Below are 22,210 nucleotides of genomic sequence, written 5' to 3' on the forward strand. Positions count from 1 at the left end.
CACCCACCGACCGGACGGTGCGTTACAGCGTCAGCGTCCAGGTGTCGATGTAGCCGGTGTCGCCGCTGAAGACGTCACGGACCCGCAACTGCCAGGTGCCGTCGGCCGCCTCGGAGGAGAGGTTCACCGAGTACGTGGTGATCACGTTGTCGGTGCCGTCGAACAGCGCCCAGCTCTTCAGCCGGTACGACGAGCCGTCCGGCGCGATCAGGTCGATGATCAGGTCGCCCCGGTAGGTGTGCTTGATGTCGACGTCCACGCTCGACGACGACGACGCGCTACGCCCGCAGCCGGCGATCACGATACTGCTGGCCGCCGTGCCGGGGTCGGGCAGCGCCACGTCGGTGCCGTTGGTGCCGGAGCAGCCGCCGCCGGAACCGGTCACCGTCAGGGTGAACGATGCGGTCCGGGTCGCCGAGGTGCCGGTGCCGGTGACGGTCACCGGGTAGCTGCCGGGGGCGGTGCCGCCCGACGTGGCGATGGTGAGGCTGGCGCTGCCGCCGGAGGTGACGGTGGCCGGGCTGAAGCTGGCCGTCGCGCCGCTCGGCAGACCGCTGGCCGAGAAGCTGACCGACTGCGGCGTACCGGAGGTGGTGCTGGTCGCGACCGTCGCCGACACCGTGCCGCCCGGGGCGGTCGAGCCGGCGGTCGGCGTGACCGAGACGGCGAAGTCGTCCGCCGGCGGGGTGCCGTCGTTGACGACGTACAGCAGCCGGTTCGGCGATCCGTTGCCCGGGTTGCCGACCGCGCCGACGGTGGCGTTGTCGTAGAGGTAGTCGCGGACCTGCTGCGGGCTCCAGCCGGGGTTGGCGGAGGCGACCAGGGCGGCCGCGCCGGCGACGTGCGGGGCGGCCATCGACGTACCGCTGATGGTGTTGGTGGCGGTGTTGCTGGTGTGCCACGGCGCGGTGATCGACGAGCCGGGCGCGAAGATGTCCAGGCAGGTGCCGAAGTTGGAGAAGCTGGACCGGGCGTCGGTGCTGGTGGTGGAGCCGACGGTGATGGCCTCGGTGACCCGCGCCGGCGACGTGTTGCAGGCGTTCGCGGAGCTGTTGCCGGCGGCCAGGCTGTAGGTGATGCCGGCACTGATCGAGTTGCGCACGGCGGTGTCGAGCGAGGTGTTCGCGCCGCCACCGAGGCTCATGTTCGCCACGGCCGGCTTCACGGCGTTGGCGGTGACCCAGTCGACGCCGCCGATGACGCCGGCGTTGGTGCCGCTGCCGGAGCAGTTGAGCACCCGCACGCCGACCAGGGTGGCGCCCTTGGCGACGCCGTACGCGGTGCCACCGACGGTGCCCGCGACGTGCGTGCCGTGGCCGTTGCAGTCGTCGGCGGAGCCGCCGTCGACGGCGTCGAACCCGCTGATCGCGCGGCCGCCGAAGTCGTTGTGGCTGAACCGGATTCCGGTGTCGATGATGTATGCGTGCACGTTCGACGCGGTGTTCGGGTACGTGTAGGAGTCGTCCAACGGCAGGGCGCGCTGGTCGATGCGGTCCAGGCCCCACGACGGCGGGTTCAGCTGGGTGTCGGCGAGCGTCACGGTGTGGTTCTGCTCGACGTAGTCGACCGACGGGTGGGCCGCGATCCGGGCGGCCTGACGGGCGGTCGCGCTGATCTCGAAGCCGCGCAGCGCCGCGCTGTAGGTGCGGGCCACGGTGCGTCCGTGCTGCCGGGCCAGGGCCTGCGCGGTGTCGCTGACCTGCCCGGGGGCCACGGCACTGTCCTTGAACACCACGATGTAGCTGTCCGGTACGGCGGTGGCGCCGCCGGCGTGCCGGATGGTGCCTTCCGGTGGGGCCGCGCTGACCGGTACGGCGGCAGCGGCCACCATGGCCAGCGCGGTGGCACCGACGATGACGACTCTGTGGGGGAGATGCATCTCCCGTCCTCCCATTCCACCGGCGGGTCCGTCCGCTGACGGTCACAGCGGATCAGTGAACGCCGATCTAGCTGAGAGTAATCTGAGTCGATACTGAAAGATGTATTCCGGATCGCTCATACCGTCGGCGGGATGGAACCTCTGGAAGGACCTCCGGCCAGCGGGTTCACCCGTCGCAAGAGCTGCGGTTCGCCGGCTGCGAAACGAGAAGTTTTCATGATTCACCGGGCTGGCGGTCGGTCCACGTACACCCGGACCGTGGTCCGTCCGGGCCGGGTGTACACCCGGACCAGATCGCACAGGTCGTGCACCAGCAGCAGTCCCCGGCCGCCCGGCTGGTCCGGTGGCCGGGGAATCCGCCCGGCCAGCGGGTCGGCCAGATGGCCGGAGTCCTCGACCTGGCAGACCACCGACTCCGAGGTGACCCACAGCCATACCCGGCCGCCGGCTGCGGTGTGCCGCACGGTGTTGGTGGCGAGCTCGTTGACGGCCAGGGCGAGATCGTCGACCCGGTCGCGGTCGAGCCCGGCCGCGCGCGCCTGCCCGGTGACGAACCGGCGGACCCCGGCCAGGGCCGGGGTGTCGGCGAACCCGATGGTCGCCGCCCGCCCCGGTGGTGCCGGCAACGGCCGGCGGACCCGGTGCAGCGCGGAGGTCGGCGGCAGGTACCGGGCGCTCGGCCGGCGGCCGGCACCGTCGGTCACGACCGGATGGGTACGCTGCGCGTCGGCCACCACCTCGGCGGGCAGCGACCGGGCGTCGTACGGGCACAGCAGCACCGCCGGACGACCGGCGAACGCCACGTTGACCAGGATCTCGTGCTCGATGCAGGCCGGGTGCTCGTCCGGGTGGCGGCCCGACCAGACCGGCTCGTCGACGATCCAGACCTGCCGGTCCGGGTACCGCTGCGCGAAGGCGAGCAGCACCTTGGGGATGATCCGGCCGGGATTACGGCCGACCACCGTCATGTCGACGAAGTCGACCTCGGCGGTGTCGACCGCCGGGTCCTCACCCAGGGCGCCGCGCAGCGCCGCCAGCTTCTCCGACGGTACGGCGATCAGCAGCGGGGCCGACGCGCGGACCGCGTCGCGGGCGAACCGGGTGACCGTGGTGAGGTACGCCTGTTCGTCGCCGTACAGCAGACCGATGTGGTCGAAACCCGGGCGGAGCCGGTCGACCGGGTCCAGGGCGTCGACCGTCGTGCTCATGGCCGGCCCGCCGGTGTCATCCGGCTCGACCTGCCGCTGCCGGCCATCGATCCACCACCTTCGGACCGTCGCACGTCACCGCCCACGTGGGGCGTCCCACTCCCACGGTAACGGGCTCGCGGAAACCCGGCCATCGAGGCTCGGTCAGGCCAGCGGCGCCGCCTGGCCGGCGGCCCGGTCAGGCCAGCGGCGCTGCCTGGTCTTGCCTGGCGGTCTCCGGGACGTGCGCGGGTGCGCCACGCTCAGCGGGACACCAGCCGTCGACGCACTCCACGGGCGTACTGCCGGGCGACGAAGACGGTGGCCCGGCCGAGGCTGCGGGCACCACCGACGGGTACGGTCTTCGCCGCCCGTCGGGGGGCCGCCGTCGTGGTGGCGTCGGCGGCACCGGGCCCGGCGGTGGCCAGGTCGACGACGTCGAACTCGCTGCCGGTCTCCCACCGTTGACCGTGACTTGCCGCGACCGCCTCGACCAGGGCATCCTCCGCCGTCCCGGCGTTGGTGGCCCGGCAGCGGGCGGCGGTGGACCACAGTTCGACGGCGTACGTCGCGGAGCCGGCACCGGCGGGCAGCACCCGCAGCAGACCGCAGCGCCACTTCTCCATGGCGGCGGTCACCGCACCCACGGTCCGGCGCCCGACGCCCAGCCGGGCCGGCACCCGCAGCAGGTACGGCGACGGGTAGGCGCTGGCCGGCGCGGTGTCGACCAGCCGGACCCGTGGCTCGTGGCGGTACTCGGCAGCCAGCAACCGCAGGTCGTCAGGCTGGTCGCCACCCCCGGTCGGCCCGGCGGCGGCCCAGTCGGCGACCAGGGCGACCTGCAGGTCCCGCTCGTCGCTGGCCAGCAGTCGGTCGACGCAGGCGCGAACCACCTCGTACGGCTGGTCCACCGGCACCATGGCGCAGATCAGCGGCACCTGCCAGGTCCGACCGGGCCGGTCACGGTGCTGGCGCGGGTACGGCAGCAGATCGGTCAGCGCGGCGCGGGCCTGCCGGTCGTCCCCGGCCGGATCGGTCGGGACGAGCGTCCACAGGCTGGCCGTCGGCTCCGGCACGAACACGGCACCGGCCTGCGCCAGCCGGTAGGCGACCTCGACGTCGGCGCCCTGGTACGGATCGGTGCCGGGCCGGTAGCGGCTGCGGTGGAAGGCGAAGGCGGTGCCGGCGGCGGTCAGGAAGGCGGTGTGGTCGGCGGTGCGCAGCTGATGGGTCGCCTCGAGGCGACGGGTCAGCCCGGCGTCGACGGCGCTGCCGGCGAAGAGCTGCCCGAGGGTGCCGGCGCTGGCGTGCGCGGCGACCATCTCCGGCTCCGGCACGGTGCCACCGAAGCGCGCCGGTACGGCCAGGCCGACCGCGTCCGGGTCGGCCTGTGGCCAGCGGGCGAGGGCGCCGACGAGATCCGGCCCGGGCACCGCGCCGGCCGGGATCCGGACGATGATCTCGCTCGTGGCCGCCGCGACCAGGTCGACGAATCCGTTGTCGTCGGCGCAGGTGACGACCTGCAGCAGCTCGGCGGGGTGGCGCTGCTGCGCGAGCGCCGCCGTGGTCCGGGCGGCCGCGCTCGGGTCGCCGCCGCCGACCACGCAGACGGTGACCTGGGCGGGGGGCGTCGACTGCCCCGGCTCAGCGGGCCGGATCCGCGACCAGTCGTTGTGTGGTGAGGCAGCGGAGGACACGGCGCCGGGCTGGGACACGCGTGCAGCGTACCGCAACGCCGACCGGTAGCCTCTGGCGTGACGTGGGTCGGACGCTGACGTGCGTCGGCCCCCGTCGCAGGATCTGATCCGAGGGCAGGGTGGCAGCAGGGTGACGGAGCAGGCGGCGGTGCAGTCCTCCTTGACGGAAGCGGACCGGGTGCGGGCCGGCGGTGTCGGCTCCCGCCGCTGGTGGCGGCGGATCCGGTTGTCCGAACAGGGCCCCGAACGGGCGTTGCCCGCGATGGCGGGCCCACTGCGTCACCTGCTGGTCGACGCCGAATCGCTGGCCGCGCTGCGCACGCTGTTCAGCGCGCCGGCCGCCCGTACCCCGGTGCGTCGGCTCACCGTCCGGGTGCGTCGCTGGCGCCCGCCGACGCCTGGCTGGTCGGGCCGGCTCGGCCCGGTGCCCGGCATCCGGGGGCACCGGGTGGAGCTGCCCGCCGGCGGCGGTGCCGCGCGGGTCACCGTCGAACTGGCCGCGCCGGTCGCGCTGCACGACGTACTGGCTGCGGTCTGGGCGGTGCTGGCGCCGGTGCGGCCGTTGCCGCGCCCGGCGAGCGCCGACGTCACCGTGGTCGGCCCGGTCCCTGCCTGGCAGGCGCCGGCCGGCACCGTCACGGTCGTCGACCAGCTGACGGTCAACCCGGAGATCCGGGCGTACGACGTGGTGCTCGCGCCGGACGCGGCGGCGCTGACCGCCGGGCCCGACCTGGTCGGGGTGGCGGTGACGGCCGGTGGGACCGGTGCCCGGGTGACGAACCGGCAGCCGCTGGTGCTGATCGACGCGGCGGCGGCGAACCCGATCGGGCGCGGCCGCCGGTACGGGCCGGAGGAACCGTCCGGGGTGCTGGAACTGCTGACCAACGAGCCGGTGCTGCGATGGCGGATCCGTCCGTCCGGTGCTGCCGACGCGCCAGCGGTCGCGTCCGGCCGTCTCGACGCGCTGCCGCTGACCGGCGACCAGCTGGCCGCGACCCGCCGGTTCGCCCAGCTGACCTGCTCCGAGCTGCCGGCGGCGGATCCGGCGGCGGAGGCGACGCTGCTGGCGCAGGTGGCGGCGGGCGGGGCGGTGCTGCGGGTGCCGCAGCTGCCGCCGTCGGTCGCCGACCGGCTCGCCGAAGGGCTGCTCGAGGTGCTGCGTACCGAGCTGCCCGGGGTGGGCGCGGACCCGTTGGAGTGGGAGATCCGCAGCGTACGGCAGCGGTCGGCGGCGCTGCGCGGGCACGGCGCGGCGTTCGCCGCCGGCGACGTCACCGGCGGTACGTTCCCGGCGTTGGCCGCCCCGCCGTCGGTGAGCGCGGTGCTGGTCACCCGCCGGCCCGAGTACCTGCCGGACGTGGTGCGCCAACTCGCCGGGCAGACCTACCCGGAGCTGGAGATCGTGCTCTGCCTGCACGGCATCGAGCTGGCGGCGGACGTCCGGTCGCAGCTGGCCGACTGCGGCCGGCCGATTCAGATCTTCAGTGCGCCGGACGGGTTGAGCTTCGGTGAGGTGATGGGGGCGGCGACCGCACGGGCCCGGGGGAGTCTGGTCACCAAGGTCGACGACGACGACGTGTACGGCCCGGAGCACGTCTGGGACCTGGTGCTGGCCCGCGAGTTCTCCGGCGCGATGCTGGTCGGCAAGGCGGCCGAGTTCGTGGTGCTGCAGACGTTGGGCGTGACGGTACGGCGGGCCGCCGTACCGCCGGAGACGTACGGCGCTCCGGTCGCCGGCGGCACCATGCTGATGGCCCGGGGCGACCTGGAGGCGGTCGGCGGCTGGCGGCCGGTGCCCCGGTCGGTGGACCGTGGTCTGATGGACCGGGTGCTGCGCGCCGGTGGGCTGATCTACCGGACCCATCCGCTCGGGTACCTGTACGAGCGGCGGGCGACCGGGCACACCTGGGACGCCGGGCTCGACTACTTCCTGCGCCGCTCCGGCCAGCAGTGGGACGGCGTCCCCCGGTACGCGGAGTTCGGCACCGCCCCGGCCCCGGTGCCCCACCCTGCGGAAGTAACCGCTCGGTAATCTCGTCGGCATCATCGGTAATCGCACTGTCACAATGCGAACATGGCACGTTTACCCGATGTGCCAGGCGCATGGTGCTCGTCACAGTCAATGCGGGGCGGGCAATCGATGCTGCGGGGAGGTGACGGTGACCACCGTCGCGCTCAAGGACGTGACCAAGGTCTTCACCGACGGGACCGTTGCCGTCGACAACGTCAATCTCGACGTCAACGACGGCGAGTTCATGGTGCTGCTCGGCCCTTCCGGCTGCGGCAAGTCGACCGTGCTGCGGATGGTCGCCGGTCTCGAGGACCCCAGCAGCGGCGCCATCATGCTCGACGGCGAGCTGGCCAACGACGTCCCGCCGCGCGACCGGCGGGTCGCCATGGTCTTCCAGGACTTCGCGCTCTACCCGCACATGACCGTCGGCGACAACATCGCCTTCCCGCTGCGGCTGGCCGGGGTCGACACCGAGGCCCGGTCCGAACGGGTCGCCGACGTCGCCAGCGCGCTGGGCATCGGTGACGTGCTCGCCCGTCGGCCGAGCCAGCTCTCCGGCGGCCAGCGGCAACGGGTGGCGATGGGCCGCGCGATCGTCCGTCGGCCCGGGCTGTTCCTGATGGACGAGCCGTTGTCCAACCTGGACAGCGGGTTGCGGGCCGAGCTGCGCGCCGAGATCTCCGGCCTGGTCCGCGAGCTCGGCGTCAGCACCATCTACGTCACCCACGACCAGGCCGAGGCGCTCACCATGGCCGACCGGGTGGCGATCATGCGCAAGGGCGTGCTCCAGGACGTCGGCACCCCGACCGAGGTGTACGGCCGACCGGCCACCCTCTACGTCGCCGCGTTCCTCGGCAGCCCCCGGATGAACCTGCTGGAAGCCTCGGTCTACGTACACCTCGACCGGTACGTCACGCTCAGCCTGGGCGACCAGGCCCTCTACCTGCCCTGGAACGACATCCGGGCCCGCGCCGTCTCGCACTACCACGGCGAACGCATCGTGGTCGGCATGCGCGCCGAGGCACTCACCCCGGTCGCCCCGGACACCCCCGGCGACGTCCTGCAGGGCCGGATCCGCTTCCTCGAACACCACGGCCACGAGTCCCTGGCCTACCTCGACATCGGCGCGACCGCGATCGTGGTCGACGACCTCGGCGGTACGCCGGTGGAGCCGACCGGCGGCTCCGGTCAGCGGCTGCGTCGTCTCGGCAGCGTGATGCAACGCCTCACCGGGCGGACCGCAGAGCCGGCGGCCGCCGACCCGGCCTCGCCCCGGCCCGGCGGTGCCCGGGAGAGCGTGCTCAGCGACGGCGGTCGGCACCACCGTCGCCCCGCCGAGCTGGCGGTACGGCTCGCCCCGTACCCGGCGGTCACCGCAGGGCACCCGTTGGCGGTTTCGGTCCGGATGGACGCGCTGCACTTCTTCGACGAGCGGGGTGACCGCATCGACGTCGGGTGGCGGTGACCGGCTCACCCGCCGTGTTCACCCGCCGCGCGCCGCCGGCGGGCGGCGGAAACCGGGCCGGCACCGTGGAGATCGGGTTAGATTGGCGGGGTGCTCGGTCTACCCACTCATGTGACCGCCTGCCTTTTCGACCTCGACGGGGTGTTGACCCAGACCGCGAAAGTACACAACAGGGCGTGGGAGGAGACCTTCAACGACTTCCTCCGCGCCCGTGCCCTGGCCGCCGGCCACCCCTTCCTTCCGTTCGATCCCGGCGCCGACTACAGCCGGTACGTCGACGGCCGACCACGGGCCGACGGGGTGCGTTCCTTCCTTGCCTCGCGAGGCGTTGAGCTTCCCGAGGGGTCGGTGGACGACCCCCCGGCTGCCGACACCGTCAACGGCATCGGCAACCGGAAGAACGAGGTCCTGCTGCGACGTATCGCCGAAGACGGCGTGCAGGTCTACGACGGTTCGCTGGCCTACCTTCATGCTGCCCGCTGGATCGGGCTGCACCGGGCCGTCGTGTCGGCCAGCGCCAACTGCCGGGACGTGCTGATCGCGGCGGGGATTGAGGAGTTGGTCGAGGTGCGGGTAGACGGGGTGATCGCGAGAGAGAAGGGCCTGCGCGGCAAGCCGGAACCGGACACGTTCCTGGCCGCCGCCGCGCAGTTGGGGGTGGAGCCGGCGAACGCGGCGGTCTTCGAGGACGCGCTGGCCGGGGTGACGGCGGCACGGGCCGGTGACTTCGGCTGCGTGGTGGGCGTCGACCGGGTCGGTATCGGCGACGAACTGCTCGCCCATGGTGCCGACATCGTGGTGAACGACCTGGGGGAGCTGCTGGTCGGAGCCGAACGGTGATCCGCGAGCGGGCCTACCCGGTCGAGCCCTGGCATGTCCGGGAGACCCGGCTGGACTTCGACATCCTGGCGCAGTCGGAGTCGGTCTTCGCACTGGCCAACGGGCACATCGGATTCCGTGGCAACCTGGACGAGGGGGAGCCGCACGGCTTGCCGGGCACCTACCTCAACTCGTTCTACGAGTTGCGGCCGCTGCCCTACGCCGAGGCCGGGTACGGCTTCCCCGAGTCCGGGCAGACCCTGGTGAACGTCACCAACGGCAAGCCGATCCGGCTGCTGGTCGACGACGAACCGTTCGATGTGCGCTACGGCGACCTGCTCTCCCACGAGCGGGTGCTCGACCTGCGGGCCGGGCTGCTGGACCGGCGCCTGGAGTGGCGGTCGCCGGCCGGTCGGACCTGCCGGGTCCGCAGTACCCGGCTGGTGTCGTTCACCCAGCGGGCGGTCGCCGCGGTCTGCTTCGAGGTCGAGGCGGTCGACGAGCCGCTGCGGATCATCGTGCAGTCCGAGCTGGTCGCCAACGAGGAGTTGCCGGCGCAGAGCAAGGACCCCCGGGTGGCCGCCGTACTGGACCAGCCGCTGCAGGCCGAGGAGCGGTTGGTGCAGTCCGACGGCGGGCTGCTGATCCACCGGACCAAGGCCAGCGGGCTGCGGATGGCGGCGGCGATGGGGCACGAGATCGACGGCCCCGGTGACGTGGCGGTGAGCACCGAAGGGTTCGACGACTGGGTCCGGACCACCGTCTCCTGCCTGCTGCAGCCGGGGCAGCGGCTGCGGGTGGTCAAGCTGTTGACGTACGGCTGGTCCAGTCAGCGCTCGTTGCCGGCGCTGCGCGACCAGGTCGGGGCGGCGTTGGCCGGCGCCCGAATCTCCGGCTGGGAAGGGCTCTGCGCCGAGCAGCGCAAGTACCTCGACGACTTCTGGGACCACTCCGACGTGCGGGTCGACGGCGACCCGGAGATCCAGCAGGCGGTCCGGTTCGGCCTGTTCCACGTGCTGCAGGCCGGGGCCCGCGCCGAGCAGCGGCCGATCGCCGCGAAGGGCCTGACCGGACCGGGGTACGACGGACACGCCTTCTGGGACACCGAGATGTTCGTACTGCCGGTGCTGACCTACACCCAGCCGGCGGCGGTCGCCTCGGTGCTGCGCTGGCGGCACTCGACGCTGGACCAGGCGCGGGAACGGGCCCGGATGCTCGGGCTCAACGGGGCGGCCTTCCCGTGGCGCACCATCCGGGGGCAGGAGTGTTCGGCGTACTGGCCGGCCGGCACCGCCGCCTTCCACGTGGCGGCGGACATCGCCGACGCGGTCCGGCGCTACGTGCACGCCACCGGTGACGTCGAGTTCGAGCGGGAGATCGGCCTCGAGCTGCTGGTGGAGACGGCCAGACTGTGGCGCTCGCTCGGCCACCACGACCGGCACGGCCGGTTCCACATCGACGGGGTGACCGGGCCGGACGAGTACACGGCGGTGGTCGACGACAACATCTACACCAACCTGATGGCGCAGCGGAACCTGCTGACGGCGGCCGACTGCGCGCTGCGCTACGCCGACCGGGCCTGGGTGCTCGGTGTCGACGACGAGGAGACCGCGGCCTGGCGGGACGCGGCGCTGTCCATGCACGTTCCGTACGACGACGAGCTCGGCGTGCACCCGCAGTCGGCCGGGTTCACCCGGCACCAGGAGTGGGACTTCGCGGGCACCTCGCAGGACCACTATCCGCTGCTGCTGCACTACCCGTACTTCGATCTGTACCGCAAGCAGGTGGTCAAGCAGGCCGACCTGGCGCTGGCGATGCACTGGCGGGGCGACGCCTTCACCGACGAGGAGAAGGCCCGCAACTTCGCCTACTACGAGCGGCGTACGGTGCGGGACTCCTCGTTGTCGGCCTGCACCCAGGCGGTGATCGCGGCCGAGACCGGTCACCTGGAGCTCGCCCACGACTACCTGGGCGAGGCCGCGTTGATGGACCTGCACGACATCAACCGCAACACCCGTGACGGCATCCACGTCGCGGCGCTGGCCGGGGCGTGGCTGGCGTTGGTGGCCGGGTTCGGCGGGATGCGCGACCACGCCGGGGAGCTCTCCTTCGCCCCCCGGTTGCCGCAGCGGATCAACCGGCTCGAGTTCGCCATGATGTGGCGGGGCATGCGGCTGCGGGTGTCCGTCGGGCGCGACGAGGTGACCTATGCGCTACGCGACGTGGATCCGAACGCGACGATCGAGCTGACGCACCACGGTGAGGCGATCACCGTCGCCGCCGACAAGCCGGTCACCCGGGCGATCGCGCCGGCCGGGGCGGCGGGCCCGCCGCCGCAGCAGCCGGCGGGCCGCTCCCCGGTGCGCCGGTCGGCCCGTACCGACTGACTGACCCCGCACCGGCCGCGGGGTCCGACGCGACCCCGCACCGGGCCGCGGGGCCCGACGCTTCGCGCGCCGGCCAGCCGTCCTGACTGACCGGCGCGCGGGCACTCAGAGCAGGGACAGGTGCACGTGGTTGGTGTGGTCGCTGCTCGGGTCGCCGCCGGCGCCGCTGTAGGAGCTCCAGCCTGTCGTCGGTGACCAGAACTGGCGGTACCAGATCACGTAGAGGATGCCGAGTTTGTCGGCGTTGCGGACCAGGAACGCGGTCAGGTTGTTGCCGTAGAGCCGGGCGTCGCCGGTGGCGTCGCCGCCGAAGCCGCTGGACTGCATGGAGAAGTCACAGGCCCGGCCCTTCGGGTGCTCGAACGGGCCACCGGGTCGGAAGCAGGAGACGAAGCGGGTGAAGCCGGCCTTCTTGGCCTCGTTGAGCGCGTGCATGGTGCGGGGGGTGATGCAGCCGCTCGTGGTGGGGTCGTCCAGGCTGCACGACTCGGACGGCCAGGAACCGTTCGCGTTGCGGGGTGCCTGCGCGGCGACCGGCGAGGTGGCCGAGACGAACCCGTTGGTGGCGACCGCGCCGACCAGCTGCAGGGCCTTCTCCGACTCCTTCTTCTGGCGGGACATCACCTCGAGCTGCTGTTCCTCGCGGGTCACCTCGGCCTCGATCGCCGCGACGGCCCGGGCGGCCTGTTCACGGGCCTCGTTGAGCTCGCGGACCCGCTTGTTGTCGTGCATGGCGATCATGTCCAGGCCTTCGGCCCGGTCCAGCAGGTCGTCCGGGCTGGCGCTGTTGAGCAGCACCATCACCGGGGTGATCCGGCCGAGACGGTACGAATTGGAGGCGACCTCGCCGATCTGCGGGGTGAGTGCCTCCAGTCGTTCCTCCACCTTCTCCAGTTCGAGGTTGAGCTGAAGTTGCCGCTTGCGGGACTCCTCGACGGCGGCCTTTGCTTCGACGAAGCCTCGGTTGGTCGACTCGATGACGTCGCTGAGCAGTGGCTGCGCGCCCTCGTCCGAGGGGTCCTGGGCGGCGGCCGGGGTGGCGACGACGAGGCCGGCGAGCAAGGTGGTCACGGCGGCCAGTGCGGCGGTGAACGGAACCCGCCGGTATAGGGGTGCGGTCATCCTGTTCCTTTCCTTGGCCGCCGACCGAGTTAGCTGACGGGTTCGGGACGGAACGATCCCTACCGCGACGTCGCGGATTCACCCCGGTGGAAACGTGGTTCCCCGGCTCACCCCGAAGGACGATTAGGCGGCGGTCACCGCCGGCACCGGTGGGTGCCGCCTGGCGGAGACCGCCGGCAAGCTTACCGGATCGGTGACCGGCGACAACACCTCGACGACCGTCGTTGACCAGGGAGAATTCCGTTACTGGACAACGACTTTAGGTAATGTCCACTTTCTGCGTCGGCGGGCCTACGGCATGTCGCGACCGGCTGGGTCGATAGTGCCGTGGTCGGGGGATGGAACTGCCTAAAATGCCATAGAAGCCGAAAGTAGGAAATAACCTCCGGATGGATTCCCTGATGACAGACGACCCGTTCCTGACGGCTGCCGATCCGTCCCCGGTCGGTGCGGCCGGCGACGGCGTCACTGACGACGACAGCGTGGCCGTCATCGGCCTGGGTCGATTCGGTGGGCAGGTGGCGCTGTCGCTGTGCCGGCTCGGTCACCGGGTGCTCGGCATCGACGGCGATCCCCGCCGGGTGCAGCGCTGGTCCGACCGGCTGCCCCGGACGGTGGAGGCGGATCCCACCGACGAAGAGTCGCTGCGGCACCTCGGGGTCGCCGACTACCCGTGCGCGGTCGTCGGCATCGGCGCCGACATCGAGGCCAGCATCCTGACCGTCGTGTCGCTGACCGAGATCGGCGTGCCGGAGATCTGGGCGAAGGCGATCACCGCCAAGCACGGCCGGATCCTCGCCTCGGTCGGTGCCCACCACGTGATCTTTCCGGAGGCCACCATGGGGGACCGGGTCGCGCACCTGCTGGCCAGCCGGATGCTCGACTTCATCGAGTTCGACGACGGCTTCGCGATCGCCAAGGTGTGCGCCCCGGCGGACAGCGCGGGTCAGACCCTGGCGCAGGCCCGGCTGCGGCAGCGGTACGGCATCACCGTCGTCGGCATCAAGGAGCGTGACCAGCATCTGCGGTACGCCGTACCGGACTCGGTGATCCCGCCGGACGCGCTGCTGATCGTCGCCGGGCCGACCGCGGACGTGCAGCGGTTCGGCGGTTGACCCAGGGATCCTGGGCGTAACCGTCTCGTCACGCCTTCATTTCGTGAGCTGATCAGCCTCTGGACTTTCGCAAACTCGTGACTCAGGCTACAGTCCTCCCATGGGAGCGCTTCCATTGATGGATGTGCACCAGAACACTGTACCGACGCGCGGCGTGGCGCTGTTCGCAGCGCTTCGCCGACCGCTCAGCCCTTGGGCTGGCGGCGGGCCAGCCCGGACTCCGCCGCCAGCCACGCACCGCCTGTCGAGAGGAGGTGGAACCAGAGCCACTCGCGTGGCCCGGCTCCCGCGCGTCACGCACGACCTGGACGCCAAACCGCTCGTGCGTGTCAGTAACTGATGGTGGGGACGGGGGTTGCCCTCCCCGTCCCCACGCTAGTCCTCGATTGTTACGACGTGGAATCGCCGACAAGTCAGGACCGCGACGCCGCTGCGTCCAACTGTCCTGCGCAGCCTGCCGATGCATCGGCAGGCTTCGTTGTGTATGGAGCTGTCGTGGCTGCCTGGCCCGGTCGCGGTCGGGATCGGCGGCAGCGCCGTGCGGGCATCGACAATCGTCCGGGGCCGCCGGTCGACGGTGTCCCAGCTCACAGTGGTCCGGCCGGGGCCCGCACGGCGGAACTGTCACCGGACGGCGGATGGCGCCCCGCGACATGCATCGTTGACCATGGATGTCCTGGCGCTGGTTCGTCCGCCGGTGCCCGCACCGAAAGCGAGTCACCCGTGACCACTGTGCCACCGCCGCCGTCGGATCGCGCAGCCCACCGCGACGGCAGCCGTCGCCCCCGGGCCGCCCGACGGCTGGGCGTCCTGCTCGCCGCCGTACTGCTCGGTCCCGCCCTGCCGGCGGCGAGCGCAAGCGCCGCGACCGGCGCCGACACCGAGGCGCCCACCACCCCCGGTGTCCCGACCGTCGCCGCCATCAGCACGGACCAGGTCACCCTCACCTGGACCGCCGCCACCGACGACGTCGCGGTCACCGGCTACGAGATCGCCCAGATGCAGGCCGACTACATCATCATCAAGACCAGCCCGGTCAACGAGATCACCATCGTCGGCCTGCAGCCGTCACGGACGTACCAGTTCTGGGTGGCCGCGCGCGACGCCGCCGGCAACCGGTCGCCGACGAGCCCCGCCCTGCGACTGACCATGCCGCCCGGCGACGACCAGGCACCCACCGCCCCCACCGGCCTGACCGCCACCCAGACCGGCACCGACGCGGTCACCCTGCGCTGGCAGCCGTCCACCGACAACGTCTACGTCGCCTGGTACGAGGTGCTGCGGGTGCACCCCGACGGCTCGACCACCCGGGTGGCCACTGCTCCGCAGCACCCGCCGACCGGTCCGACCGCCCGGGTCGGCGGCCTGCAGCCCGGCACCAGCTACACCTTCGCGGTACGGGCCCACGACGACGCCGGCAACAGCTCGCCGCTGTCCGCGCCGCTGACCGTGACCACCACCCCGGTCGCCCCGACCTGCGAGGTCGCCCACCAGGTGATCAACCACTGGCCGGGTGCCTTCCAGGCGCAGTTGGACGTCCGCAACCTCGCAGCGGAGCCGATCGACGGCTGGACGCTGAGCTGGACCACGCCCGACGACCAGCAGATCGCGTACCTGTGGGGTGCCGAGCCGGTCGACCTCACCCCACCCGACGTCACGGTCCGCAACTAGAAGTGGAACCGCCTGATCGCGCCCGGCGGCAGCGTCCAGCTCGGCTTCGTGGTCACCGGCGCCAGCACGACCACCGCGCCGACCGGCTTCACCCTCAACGGCGCGAAGTGCACGGCGGTACGCTGACCCGGAAACGGCCGGCGAAATGTCCCGGTGACGACAACTTGCTAGCCTCGCCCGCATGCGGGTGCTGGTGGTCGAGGACGACCCCGAGGTACGGGGCGCCGTCGTGACCGCGCTGCGTACCGGTGGCTTCGCGGTCGACCAGGCGGCCGACTGGAGCCAGGCCGACCTGAACATGAGCGTCAACGACTACGACTGCCTGGTGCTCGACCGGATCCTTCCGGAAGGCGACTCGCTGAACCAGCTCGGCCACCGCCGCCGCGCCGGCCTGACCGTACCGGCACTGGTGCTGACCGCCCTCGACAGCGCCGGGGACCGGATCGCCGGTTTCCAGGCCGGCGTCGACGACTACGTGGTGAAACCGTTCGTCACCGCCGAACTCGTGCTGCGGGTCCGGGCGCTGTGCCGGCGCCGGGGCGTCACCAGCCCGCCGCTGCTGCGCATCGCCGACCTGGAGGTCGACGCGGCCCGCCGGGAGGTCCGCCGGGCCGGCATCCTGCTGACCCTGACCCGCAAGGAGTTCGCCGTCCTGGAGATGCTCCTGGTCCGCTGCCCGGCCGCCGTCAGCCGCAGCGACCTGTTCGAACACTGCTGGGACGAGCTCGCCGACCCCAGCTCGAACGTGGTCGACGCGGTGGTCGCCCAACTGCGCCGCAAACTCGGCGAGCCGCAACTGATCCACACCGTACGCGGCTTCGGCTACCAGATCGCGGCGTCCCAGCCGTGACCGGACGACAGGCACCGACACCGTGAGCGGACGACAGGCGGGCAAACCGCTGCAGACCGCGGAGCGGCTGCGCGGCCTGCGGATCCGGATCACCGTCCTGGTCATGGCGATCAACGTGGTCGGGCTGGCCGGGATGGGTGCGGTCGCCCTGCTGGTCGACGAACGGCAACGCGACGAAGTGGTCGCCGCCGAACTACGGCGCACCGCCAGCACCGCCGCCGCCCTGCTCTACTACGACTCCGGTGCACTGCAACTCGACAAGCTGTTCGACAACGCGGTGGCCAACGGACCGACCGCCGTCTACGTCTACGAAGCCGGCCGGGCCGAGCTCAGCCTGGTCTTCGCGTACCCTGCGCGGCTGCCGGTGGTCCCGCCCGCGCAACTGCTCGCCCCCGCCCGGCAGGTCTGGTCGTCCGGCACCGAGATCGTCGACCCGCTCGCCGACCGCGCCGGTACGCAGACCCCGCTGCTCGCCGTACCGTTCGAACACGCGGTCACCGGCACCGTCGCCGGTGCCGTCGTCGTCCTCGGCGACACCGGCCCGGCGCAGGCGGCCAACCAGCGGCTCGCGCTCGCGTTGACCGCCGGCGGCGTCGCCTTCACCGTCCTCGCCTGCGCCGGCGGCTACCTGCTCGCCCGGCGCGGCACCGAGCCGATCGCCGACGCGCTCAACCAGCAGGAGCGGTTCGTCGCCGACGCCGCGCACGAGCTGCGTACCCCGCTCACGGTGATCCGGGCGGTCTCTGAGGACGCGCTGGCCGAACCGGACCGGCGGCCGGCGGCGCTGCGCCAGGTGGTGCGCTCCGCCGACCGGCTCGCCGACTCGGTCTCCGTCCTGCTCACCCGGGCGCAACTGGTCGCCGGCCTGCGGGACCTGCGCCGCGAACCGTTCCGGCTGGACCAGCTGGCGGAGGAGGTGCTCGCCGACACGGTGCAGCCGCCGCACGTCGCCGTACCGGACACCGTGCCGGTGGTCGCCGTCGGGGATCCGGCACTGGTGCGTATCGCGCTGCGCAACCTGATCCAGAACGCCGTCCAACATGGACGGATCGCCGACCGGCCGGCCGAGGTACGGCTGCAGGTCAGCGCCGAACCGCCGACCGTACGGGTCCGCGACCGGGGGGCGGGGCTCAGCGAAGCGGTGGCGGCCACCCCGGAACAGCGGTTCCGCACCGGTGCCGCCGACGGCACCGGGCTCGGCCTGGCGATCGCCAGCTGGGTGGCGCAACTGCACGGCGGCCAGCTGCGGCTGGGCAACGCCGAGGGCGGCGGCACCGAGGCCCGGCTGCGGCTGCCCGGTCAGGGCCCCTGACCCGCCCGCAGCCCGTTCGGGCTGATGGCGAACCACTCGTCGGACTGCCCGTGACCGTTCGTGTCGCCAGGCATCCGGTCACCGGTGTAGCCGTACAGCGGCCAACCCGCCAACGACAACTGCCGCCGGCCGTCGGACCGGGTGAAACAGGTGACCAGCTGCCGGTCGATGCCCTCGACCCGGACCTCGCCCTGGCACGGCACCGGCAGCCAGGACTGCAGGCACTGCCCGGTGCAGGCGGAGTCGCTCACACCGGCGGTGTCCCGGTCGGAGCGGTAGAGCACGAAGCCCTGCGCGTCGATGACGATCTCGTCCAGCGTCGCGGACTCCACCGCGAACAGCGCGGTGCCGGCGGCGGTGGCGACCGGGGTCGGCGGCGCGCCGGTCGGGCCGGGGGCCGCCGGCCGGTCGCAACCGGTCACCGCGAGCACCGCCGCGATCCACAGGATCCGTCTCATCAAAACCTCACGCTCCCAGGCGCAGGATATGCCGATCCGGCCGGGTGCAGGAGGTGGACGTGCTGACGTTACGGGCCCGCACGGTGTCGCTCGCCCTCGTCACCGTACTCGCGGGGTGCTCCGCGGCCGGTGACGACGAGCCGTCACCGGTCGATGCCTGCGGCAGTCGGATCGCGGTGCTGGGACCACTCAGCGGCGACTCGGCGGATTTCGGCGGCAACGTCTACGACGGTGCCCGCCTGGCGTTCGACCAGTACGCGGCGGCGCATCCGGACTGCCCGGTCGACCTGGTCGACTTCGACTCCCAGGGCGACCCGAAGCAGGCGCCGGCGCTGGCCCAGCGGATCGTGGACGATCCGCGCATCGTCGGCGTCATCGGACCGGGGTTCTCCGGCGAGGCGGAGGCCGCCCTGCCGATCCTCGACCAGGGCGGTGTCACCACGATCACCACCTCGGCCACCCGTACCGAGCTGAGCGCACGGGGCTGGCCGACCTTCCACCGGCTGGTCGGCAACGACGCGGCGCAGGGCCGCGCCGCCGGCTGGTACATCGACCGGGTGCTCGGCGGCACCGCCGTGTTCGTCGTCGACGACGACAGCGCGTACGGCCGGGGGCTCGCCGACGAGGTGGTGGACCGGCTCGGTGCCAAGGTGGTGCAGCGGGCGACGGTGTCCGCGCGGGCCACCGACTTCGGCGCGGTCGTCGGCCAGGTCCGCTCGGCCGACGCCGACGTCGTCTTCTACGGCGGCTACTACGCGGAGGCGGGTCGGCTGCTGCGGCAGCTGCGCGCCGGCGCGGTCCAGGCGACGTTCGTCGCCGGGGACGGGGTGAAGGCCGACGGGTTCCTGCGGGCCGCCGGCGACGCCGCCGACGACGACGTCGTGATCACCTGCCCGTGCCTGCCGCCGGAGCGGGCCGGGGAGCAGTTCCCCCAGCACTACCGGGACAGCTTCGGGCGGGAACCCGGCACCAACAGCGCCGAGTCGTACGACGCTGCCCAGGTGTTCCTGGCCGGGATCCGGGCCGGTCACGGCGACCGGGCCGGGATGGAGGCGTTCGTCGACGCGTACGACGGTCCCGGCGTGACCACCCGGATCGCCTGGACGTCCAGCGGCGAGCTGGTCAGCCCGTCCGTCTCGGTGTGGGCGTTCCGGGTCCGACAGGGCCTGTTCGTGGCGGAGCGGGCCGTTCCGGCGAGTTGACCACGCGCCCACCGGGGCGCATCCATGAACGCGGCGAGGGAGTGCGAAATGACCGTATCGATGACGAACGGTGGCACCATCGGCCTGGCCGACGCCCGTCCCGACCACCGTACGGGCACCGGGGTCGACAAGGTCCTGCGGGTCGTCGCGGAGGGGCCACTCGGGCCGTATCCGATGTTGGAGGCGGCGTTCTGCTGGAACGAGCGGCGACCGGTCGGCTGGCGACGGCTCGGCCCGGCACCGACCACGCCGCAGCGGCAGCTGCCGGTCGCCCAGACCGGGCAGCCGGCTGCCGCCGCCCGGCTGACCCGGCTGCTGACCACGATGACCTGGGCGGTCAGCACGCCGGTCGGCGGCTCGGCGGTGCTGACCCGGGTCGACGTGACCGCAGAGGCGTACCACCGGGTGCTGCGGGCGCTGGCCGGTGCGTGGCGCGACGGGCGGCGGATGCTGGCCTGCCCGGAGACCGCGGCGGCCCACTACCCGGCGGCGCTGGCGGTCTGGCGGATGGCGGCGCTGCTCGCCCCGACCGACCAGACCGCCGGGGTGCTCACCTTCGCGGTGAGCACCCCGGCGGCGGCCCTGCTGCGCAGCGCCGCGCCGGTGCTCGCGTTGCCGCACACCGTCCTGGAACGCGGTGCCCGTAGCACTGTCGTGCGGGTGGACCGACCGGCGCTGTTCCGGCGGCTGCTGGCCGACCTCGACCCGCCGGCGCTCGCCGGCCGGCCAGGCGGGTCCCTGACCGGCCGGCGAGCGCCGGTAGCCGTCGCCGGCTGACCGTCGGTCGACCGGCCGACGGTCAGCTGACAGCCGGCCGCCGGGGTCGCCGGGTCAGGCCGAAGCCGACGACGCCACCGACGGCGGCGAGCACCCCGCCGATGGTGGTCCAGACCCACCGGCTGGAGAACGCGGGCAGCCGGTCGGCGAACCAGCCGGCCAGCCGTTCCCACCACCACTGCCCGTCGTCGGTGTCAACGGTGTCCGTCCCGGCAGCGGCGGCGCCGTCGGTCGTGGTGTCGTCGGTCGTGGTGTCGTCCGCGACCGTGGTCAGCACCGCACCCTGCCGGGCCGTCGGGGTGAGCGGGGCGTCGAGCCGGCCACCTTCCGGGGTGACGTCGTCGGAGACCTCGGCGCTGATCCGCAACTCGACCTGCACCGGCAGCCCGAGGTCGGACTCGGGCAGGTCGGTGACGGCGATCCGGACGAAGTACGTGCCGGGCAGCGGGTCGGCCGACCACGGCTCGGCCCAGCCGCGTACCTGCCGGAGCACGCAGCCGGCCCGGACCGCACGGTCGGTGGCGGCACCGGTCGGTGCCTGCATGCCGGCCGTGCAGGGCTGTCGGCGGCGGAGCCCGTCGAAGACGTCGACCGACCAGGTGGACGGACCGCTTCGGTCGGCCGGGTCGGCCAGGGTGACCGTCGCGGAGATCGTGCTGGTCTGGCCGGCGACCGCCGGGAACGACCAGTACAGGTACTCGCCGGTGGCGGCGGCGACCCGGACCGGCTGGTCGATGTTGACCGCCGCCGCGGTGAGGAACGACGTACCGGCCTTGGTGAGGGTCGCGTCGACTGGCAGCGGCGTCGGCCCGTCGGCCGCGGCCGGTCGCGGGTCGAGCAGCGTGACGGCACCGGCGGCGAGCAGCACCGTGGCGCTGGCGGCGAGGCCGGTCCGGACCTGGTCGAGAATGTGCCGGGTCATTCAGCTCTCCTTCCAGACGGTGCCCCACCAGCGGGTCAGCCAGCCGGCGAGGAGCCCGGTCAGCAGGCCGGCGAGCCCGAGTACGACGAGCAGCAGCCAGCCACGTCCGAGGCCGGGGCTGTCCGGGGTCGGGGAGGCGTCGACCACGTCCACGGTGAGTTCGATCGGCATGCCGGGGGCGTCGCCGGGGCCGCCGGGGGCGGCGAACGAGTTGCTCACCACCAGGCAGACCTCGGTGGGTGGGGCCTCGGTGGCGGCGACCGCCGGCGGGTCCGACGGCGCACCGGCACGGTCGGCGTCGGCGTCTATGTCGCCGTCGTCCGGTGGATCGCGGTCGGTGTCCGGGTCGGCGGACCAGCGCAGACCGGTGGAGAGCACGTCGGTGCGGCCACTGCCGGCGTCGGTGCCCCGGACCAGTTCCCGACCGTTCGGGTGGACCGCGCGCAGCAGCACCCCGTAGTCGCGGTTGACCGGCCGGTCCAGCGCGATGCTGACCGAGGCGCGCAGTTCCTGGTCGGTGCGGACCGGTACGCGGTACCAACGGTGCTCCGAGAAGCGTTCCCGGTCGGTGTAGACACCGGCGGTGAGCAGTGGCGCCTCGGCACAGTCCGTGCTGCCGGTGACCAGTTCCGGGGTCTGGGTGTAGGTGTCCTGGGCCCGGTCGACCAGTTGGTTGATCCGGTCGGCGAGCTGGTCGGCGCTCTGCGCGGCGGTGTAGGTGCCGCCGGTGGCACCGGCGATGCAGACCAGCTGCTGGCGGACCTTGTCGTCGGCGATCAGGCCGAGCGTGTCGACGATCAGCCGGGTGCCCTGGGCGGCGAGCTCCCGGGCGACGTCGCACGGGTCCGGTGGCGCGCAGGTGTCCTCGCCGTCGGTGATCAGTACGATCCGGCGGGCGGTCTCGCCGGTGCCGAGGTCCTTGGCGGCCTCCCGCAGGGCGAGCCCGATCGGGGTGTACCCGGTCGGGCGCAGGCTGGCGATCGCCGCCTTGGCCTGGTCGCGGTCGACCGGACCGACCGGCACGATCTGCTGGGTGTCGCGACAGCCGAGCGCCTGGTCGTCGCCGGGGTAGGTGGCACCCAGGACCCGGATGCCGAGGTGGGTGCCGGCCGGCACCGCGTCGACGACCTCGTTGAACGCGCGCTGGGCGACGGCCATCCGGGTCTGCCCGTCGATGTCGGCTTCCCGCATCGAGCCGCTGACGTCCAGGACCAGTTCCATCCGCAGGTTCTCGGTTGGTCTGGTCTCGTCGGCCCGGGCGGGCGGTATTCCTGGCAGGATGATGGCGGCTAGCAGTCCGATCAGGACTGCTTGGGCCGTACGTCGGTTGATCACC

The 22,210-nt window shown here is 72.7% G+C and carries 16 protein-coding genes, 1 pseudogene and 1 riboswitch; of the genes and pseudogenes, 10 read left to right on the plus strand and 7 right to left on the minus strand.

What is annotated here, in order from left to right; translation table 11 throughout:
- Positions 1-22: 22 nt before the first annotated feature.
- From O7608_RS07065 to O7608_RS07075, 3 genes are all read right to left on the minus strand, one after another.
- Complete coding sequence (locus O7608_RS07065; protein ID WP_289209196.1) at positions 23-1,879, minus strand: S8 family peptidase; 1,857 nt, start codon at positions 1,877-1,879, stop codon at positions 23-25.
- Positions 1,880-2,100: 221 nt separating this feature from the next.
- The gene (locus O7608_RS07070) at positions 2,101-3,087 is read right to left on the minus strand and encodes an anti-sigma factor RsbA family regulatory protein (RefSeq protein ID WP_289209197.1); all 987 of its coding nucleotides are present in this window, start codon (positions 3,085-3,087) and stop codon (positions 2,101-2,103) included.
- 242 nt (positions 3,088-3,329) lie between these two features.
- A complete protein-coding gene (locus tag O7608_RS07075) occupies positions 3,330-4,781 on the minus strand; it encodes a hypothetical protein (RefSeq protein ID WP_289209198.1) in 1,452 nt (483 codons plus the stop codon).
- A gap of 112 nt (positions 4,782-4,893) precedes the next feature.
- Here O7608_RS07075 and O7608_RS07080 point away from each other — a divergent pair, with 112 nt between their 5' ends.
- From O7608_RS07080 to O7608_RS07095, 4 genes are all read left to right on the plus strand, one after another.
- Positions 4,894-6,795: a hypothetical protein gene (locus O7608_RS07080; protein WP_289209199.1), complete on the plus strand. Its 1,902-nt coding sequence runs from the start codon at positions 4,894-4,896 to the stop codon at positions 6,793-6,795.
- A 127-nt stretch (positions 6,796-6,922) separates the two neighbouring features.
- Positions 6,923-8,239, plus strand: coding sequence for an ABC transporter ATP-binding protein (locus O7608_RS07085; protein WP_289209200.1), 1,317 nt, complete (start codon positions 6,923-6,925; stop codon positions 8,237-8,239).
- Between the two features lie 90 nt (positions 8,240-8,329).
- Positions 8,330-9,079 (plus strand): HAD family hydrolase, encoded by a 750-nt coding sequence (locus O7608_RS07090; protein ID WP_289209201.1) that lies wholly within the window; start codon positions 8,330-8,332, stop codon positions 9,077-9,079.
- Positions 9,076-11,445: a glycoside hydrolase family 65 protein gene (locus tag O7608_RS07095; protein ID WP_289209202.1), complete on the plus strand. Its 2,370-nt coding sequence runs from the start codon at positions 9,076-9,078 to the stop codon at positions 11,443-11,445. The genes O7608_RS07090 and O7608_RS07095 overlap by 4 nt, the downstream gene beginning before the upstream one ends.
- A 105-nt stretch (positions 11,446-11,550) precedes the next feature.
- Here the strand turns inward: O7608_RS07095 and O7608_RS07100 are convergent, their stop codons facing one another.
- Positions 11,551-12,567: a coiled-coil domain-containing protein gene (locus O7608_RS07100; RefSeq protein ID WP_289209203.1), complete on the minus strand. Its 1,017-nt coding sequence runs from the start codon at positions 12,565-12,567 to the stop codon at positions 11,551-11,553.
- A 2-nt stretch (positions 12,568-12,569) separates the two neighbouring features.
- Positions 12,570-12,707: riboswitch (cyclic di-AMP (ydaO/yuaA leader) on the minus strand.
- A 261-nt stretch (positions 12,708-12,968) separates the two neighbouring features.
- Here O7608_RS07100 and O7608_RS07105 point away from each other — a divergent pair.
- From O7608_RS07105 to O7608_RS07120, 4 genes and pseudogenes are all read left to right on the plus strand, one after another.
- Complete coding sequence (locus tag O7608_RS07105) at positions 12,969-13,682, plus strand: potassium channel family protein (RefSeq protein ID WP_289209204.1); 714 nt, start codon at positions 12,969-12,971, stop codon at positions 13,680-13,682.
- Between the two features lie 732 nt (positions 13,683-14,414).
- A pseudogene (locus O7608_RS07110) lies at positions 14,415-15,479 on the plus strand (fibronectin type III domain-containing protein).
- 55 nt (positions 15,480-15,534) lie between these two features.
- The gene (locus O7608_RS07115) at positions 15,535-16,203 is read left to right on the plus strand and encodes a winged helix-turn-helix domain-containing protein (RefSeq protein WP_289209205.1); all 669 of its coding nucleotides are present in this window, start codon (positions 15,535-15,537) and stop codon (positions 16,201-16,203) included.
- Positions 16,204-16,225: 22 nt separating this feature from the next.
- The gene (locus O7608_RS07120; protein WP_289209206.1) at positions 16,226-17,515 is read left to right on the plus strand and encodes a sensor histidine kinase; all 1,290 of its coding nucleotides are present in this window, start codon (positions 16,226-16,228) and stop codon (positions 17,513-17,515) included.
- On the opposite strand, the gene O7608_RS07125 is transcribed toward O7608_RS07120, so the two are convergent.
- Positions 17,503-17,973 carry a hypothetical protein gene (locus O7608_RS07125; RefSeq protein WP_289209207.1) on the minus strand — a complete coding sequence of 157 codons (471 nt, stop codon included), beginning with the start codon at positions 17,971-17,973 and terminating at the stop codon, positions 17,503-17,505. The two genes, O7608_RS07120 and O7608_RS07125, sit on opposite strands and share 13 nt — an antisense overlap.
- Positions 17,974-18,032: 59 nt before the next feature.
- Here O7608_RS07125 and O7608_RS07130 point away from each other — a divergent pair, with 59 nt between their 5' ends.
- Both O7608_RS07130 and O7608_RS07135 read left to right on the plus strand, forming a co-directional pair.
- Positions 18,033-19,175: a branched-chain amino acid ABC transporter substrate-binding protein gene (locus O7608_RS07130; RefSeq protein WP_289209208.1), complete on the plus strand. Its 1,143-nt coding sequence runs from the start codon at positions 18,033-18,035 to the stop codon at positions 19,173-19,175.
- 48 nt (positions 19,176-19,223) lie between these two features.
- Positions 19,224-19,952 (plus strand): hypothetical protein, encoded by a 729-nt coding sequence (locus O7608_RS07135; RefSeq protein WP_289209209.1) that lies wholly within the window; start codon positions 19,224-19,226, stop codon positions 19,950-19,952.
- 22 nt (positions 19,953-19,974) lie between these two features.
- Here O7608_RS07135 and O7608_RS07140 read toward each other — a convergent pair whose 3' ends face one another.
- Together O7608_RS07140 and O7608_RS07145 are read right to left on the minus strand one after the other, a co-directional pair.
- Positions 19,975-20,874: a peptidase gene (locus O7608_RS07140; RefSeq protein WP_289209210.1), complete on the minus strand. Its 900-nt coding sequence runs from the start codon at positions 20,872-20,874 to the stop codon at positions 19,975-19,977.
- Positions 20,875-22,209 (minus strand): VWA domain-containing protein, encoded by a 1,335-nt coding sequence (locus O7608_RS07145; protein WP_289209211.1) that lies wholly within the window; start codon positions 22,207-22,209, stop codon positions 20,875-20,877. It lies immediately after the preceding gene.
- Position 22,210 lies beyond the last annotated feature (1 nt).

It is taken from the genome of Solwaraspora sp. WMMA2056, from assembly GCF_030345095.1.
GTDB lineage: Bacteria > Actinomycetota > Actinomycetes > Mycobacteriales > Micromonosporaceae > Micromonospora_E.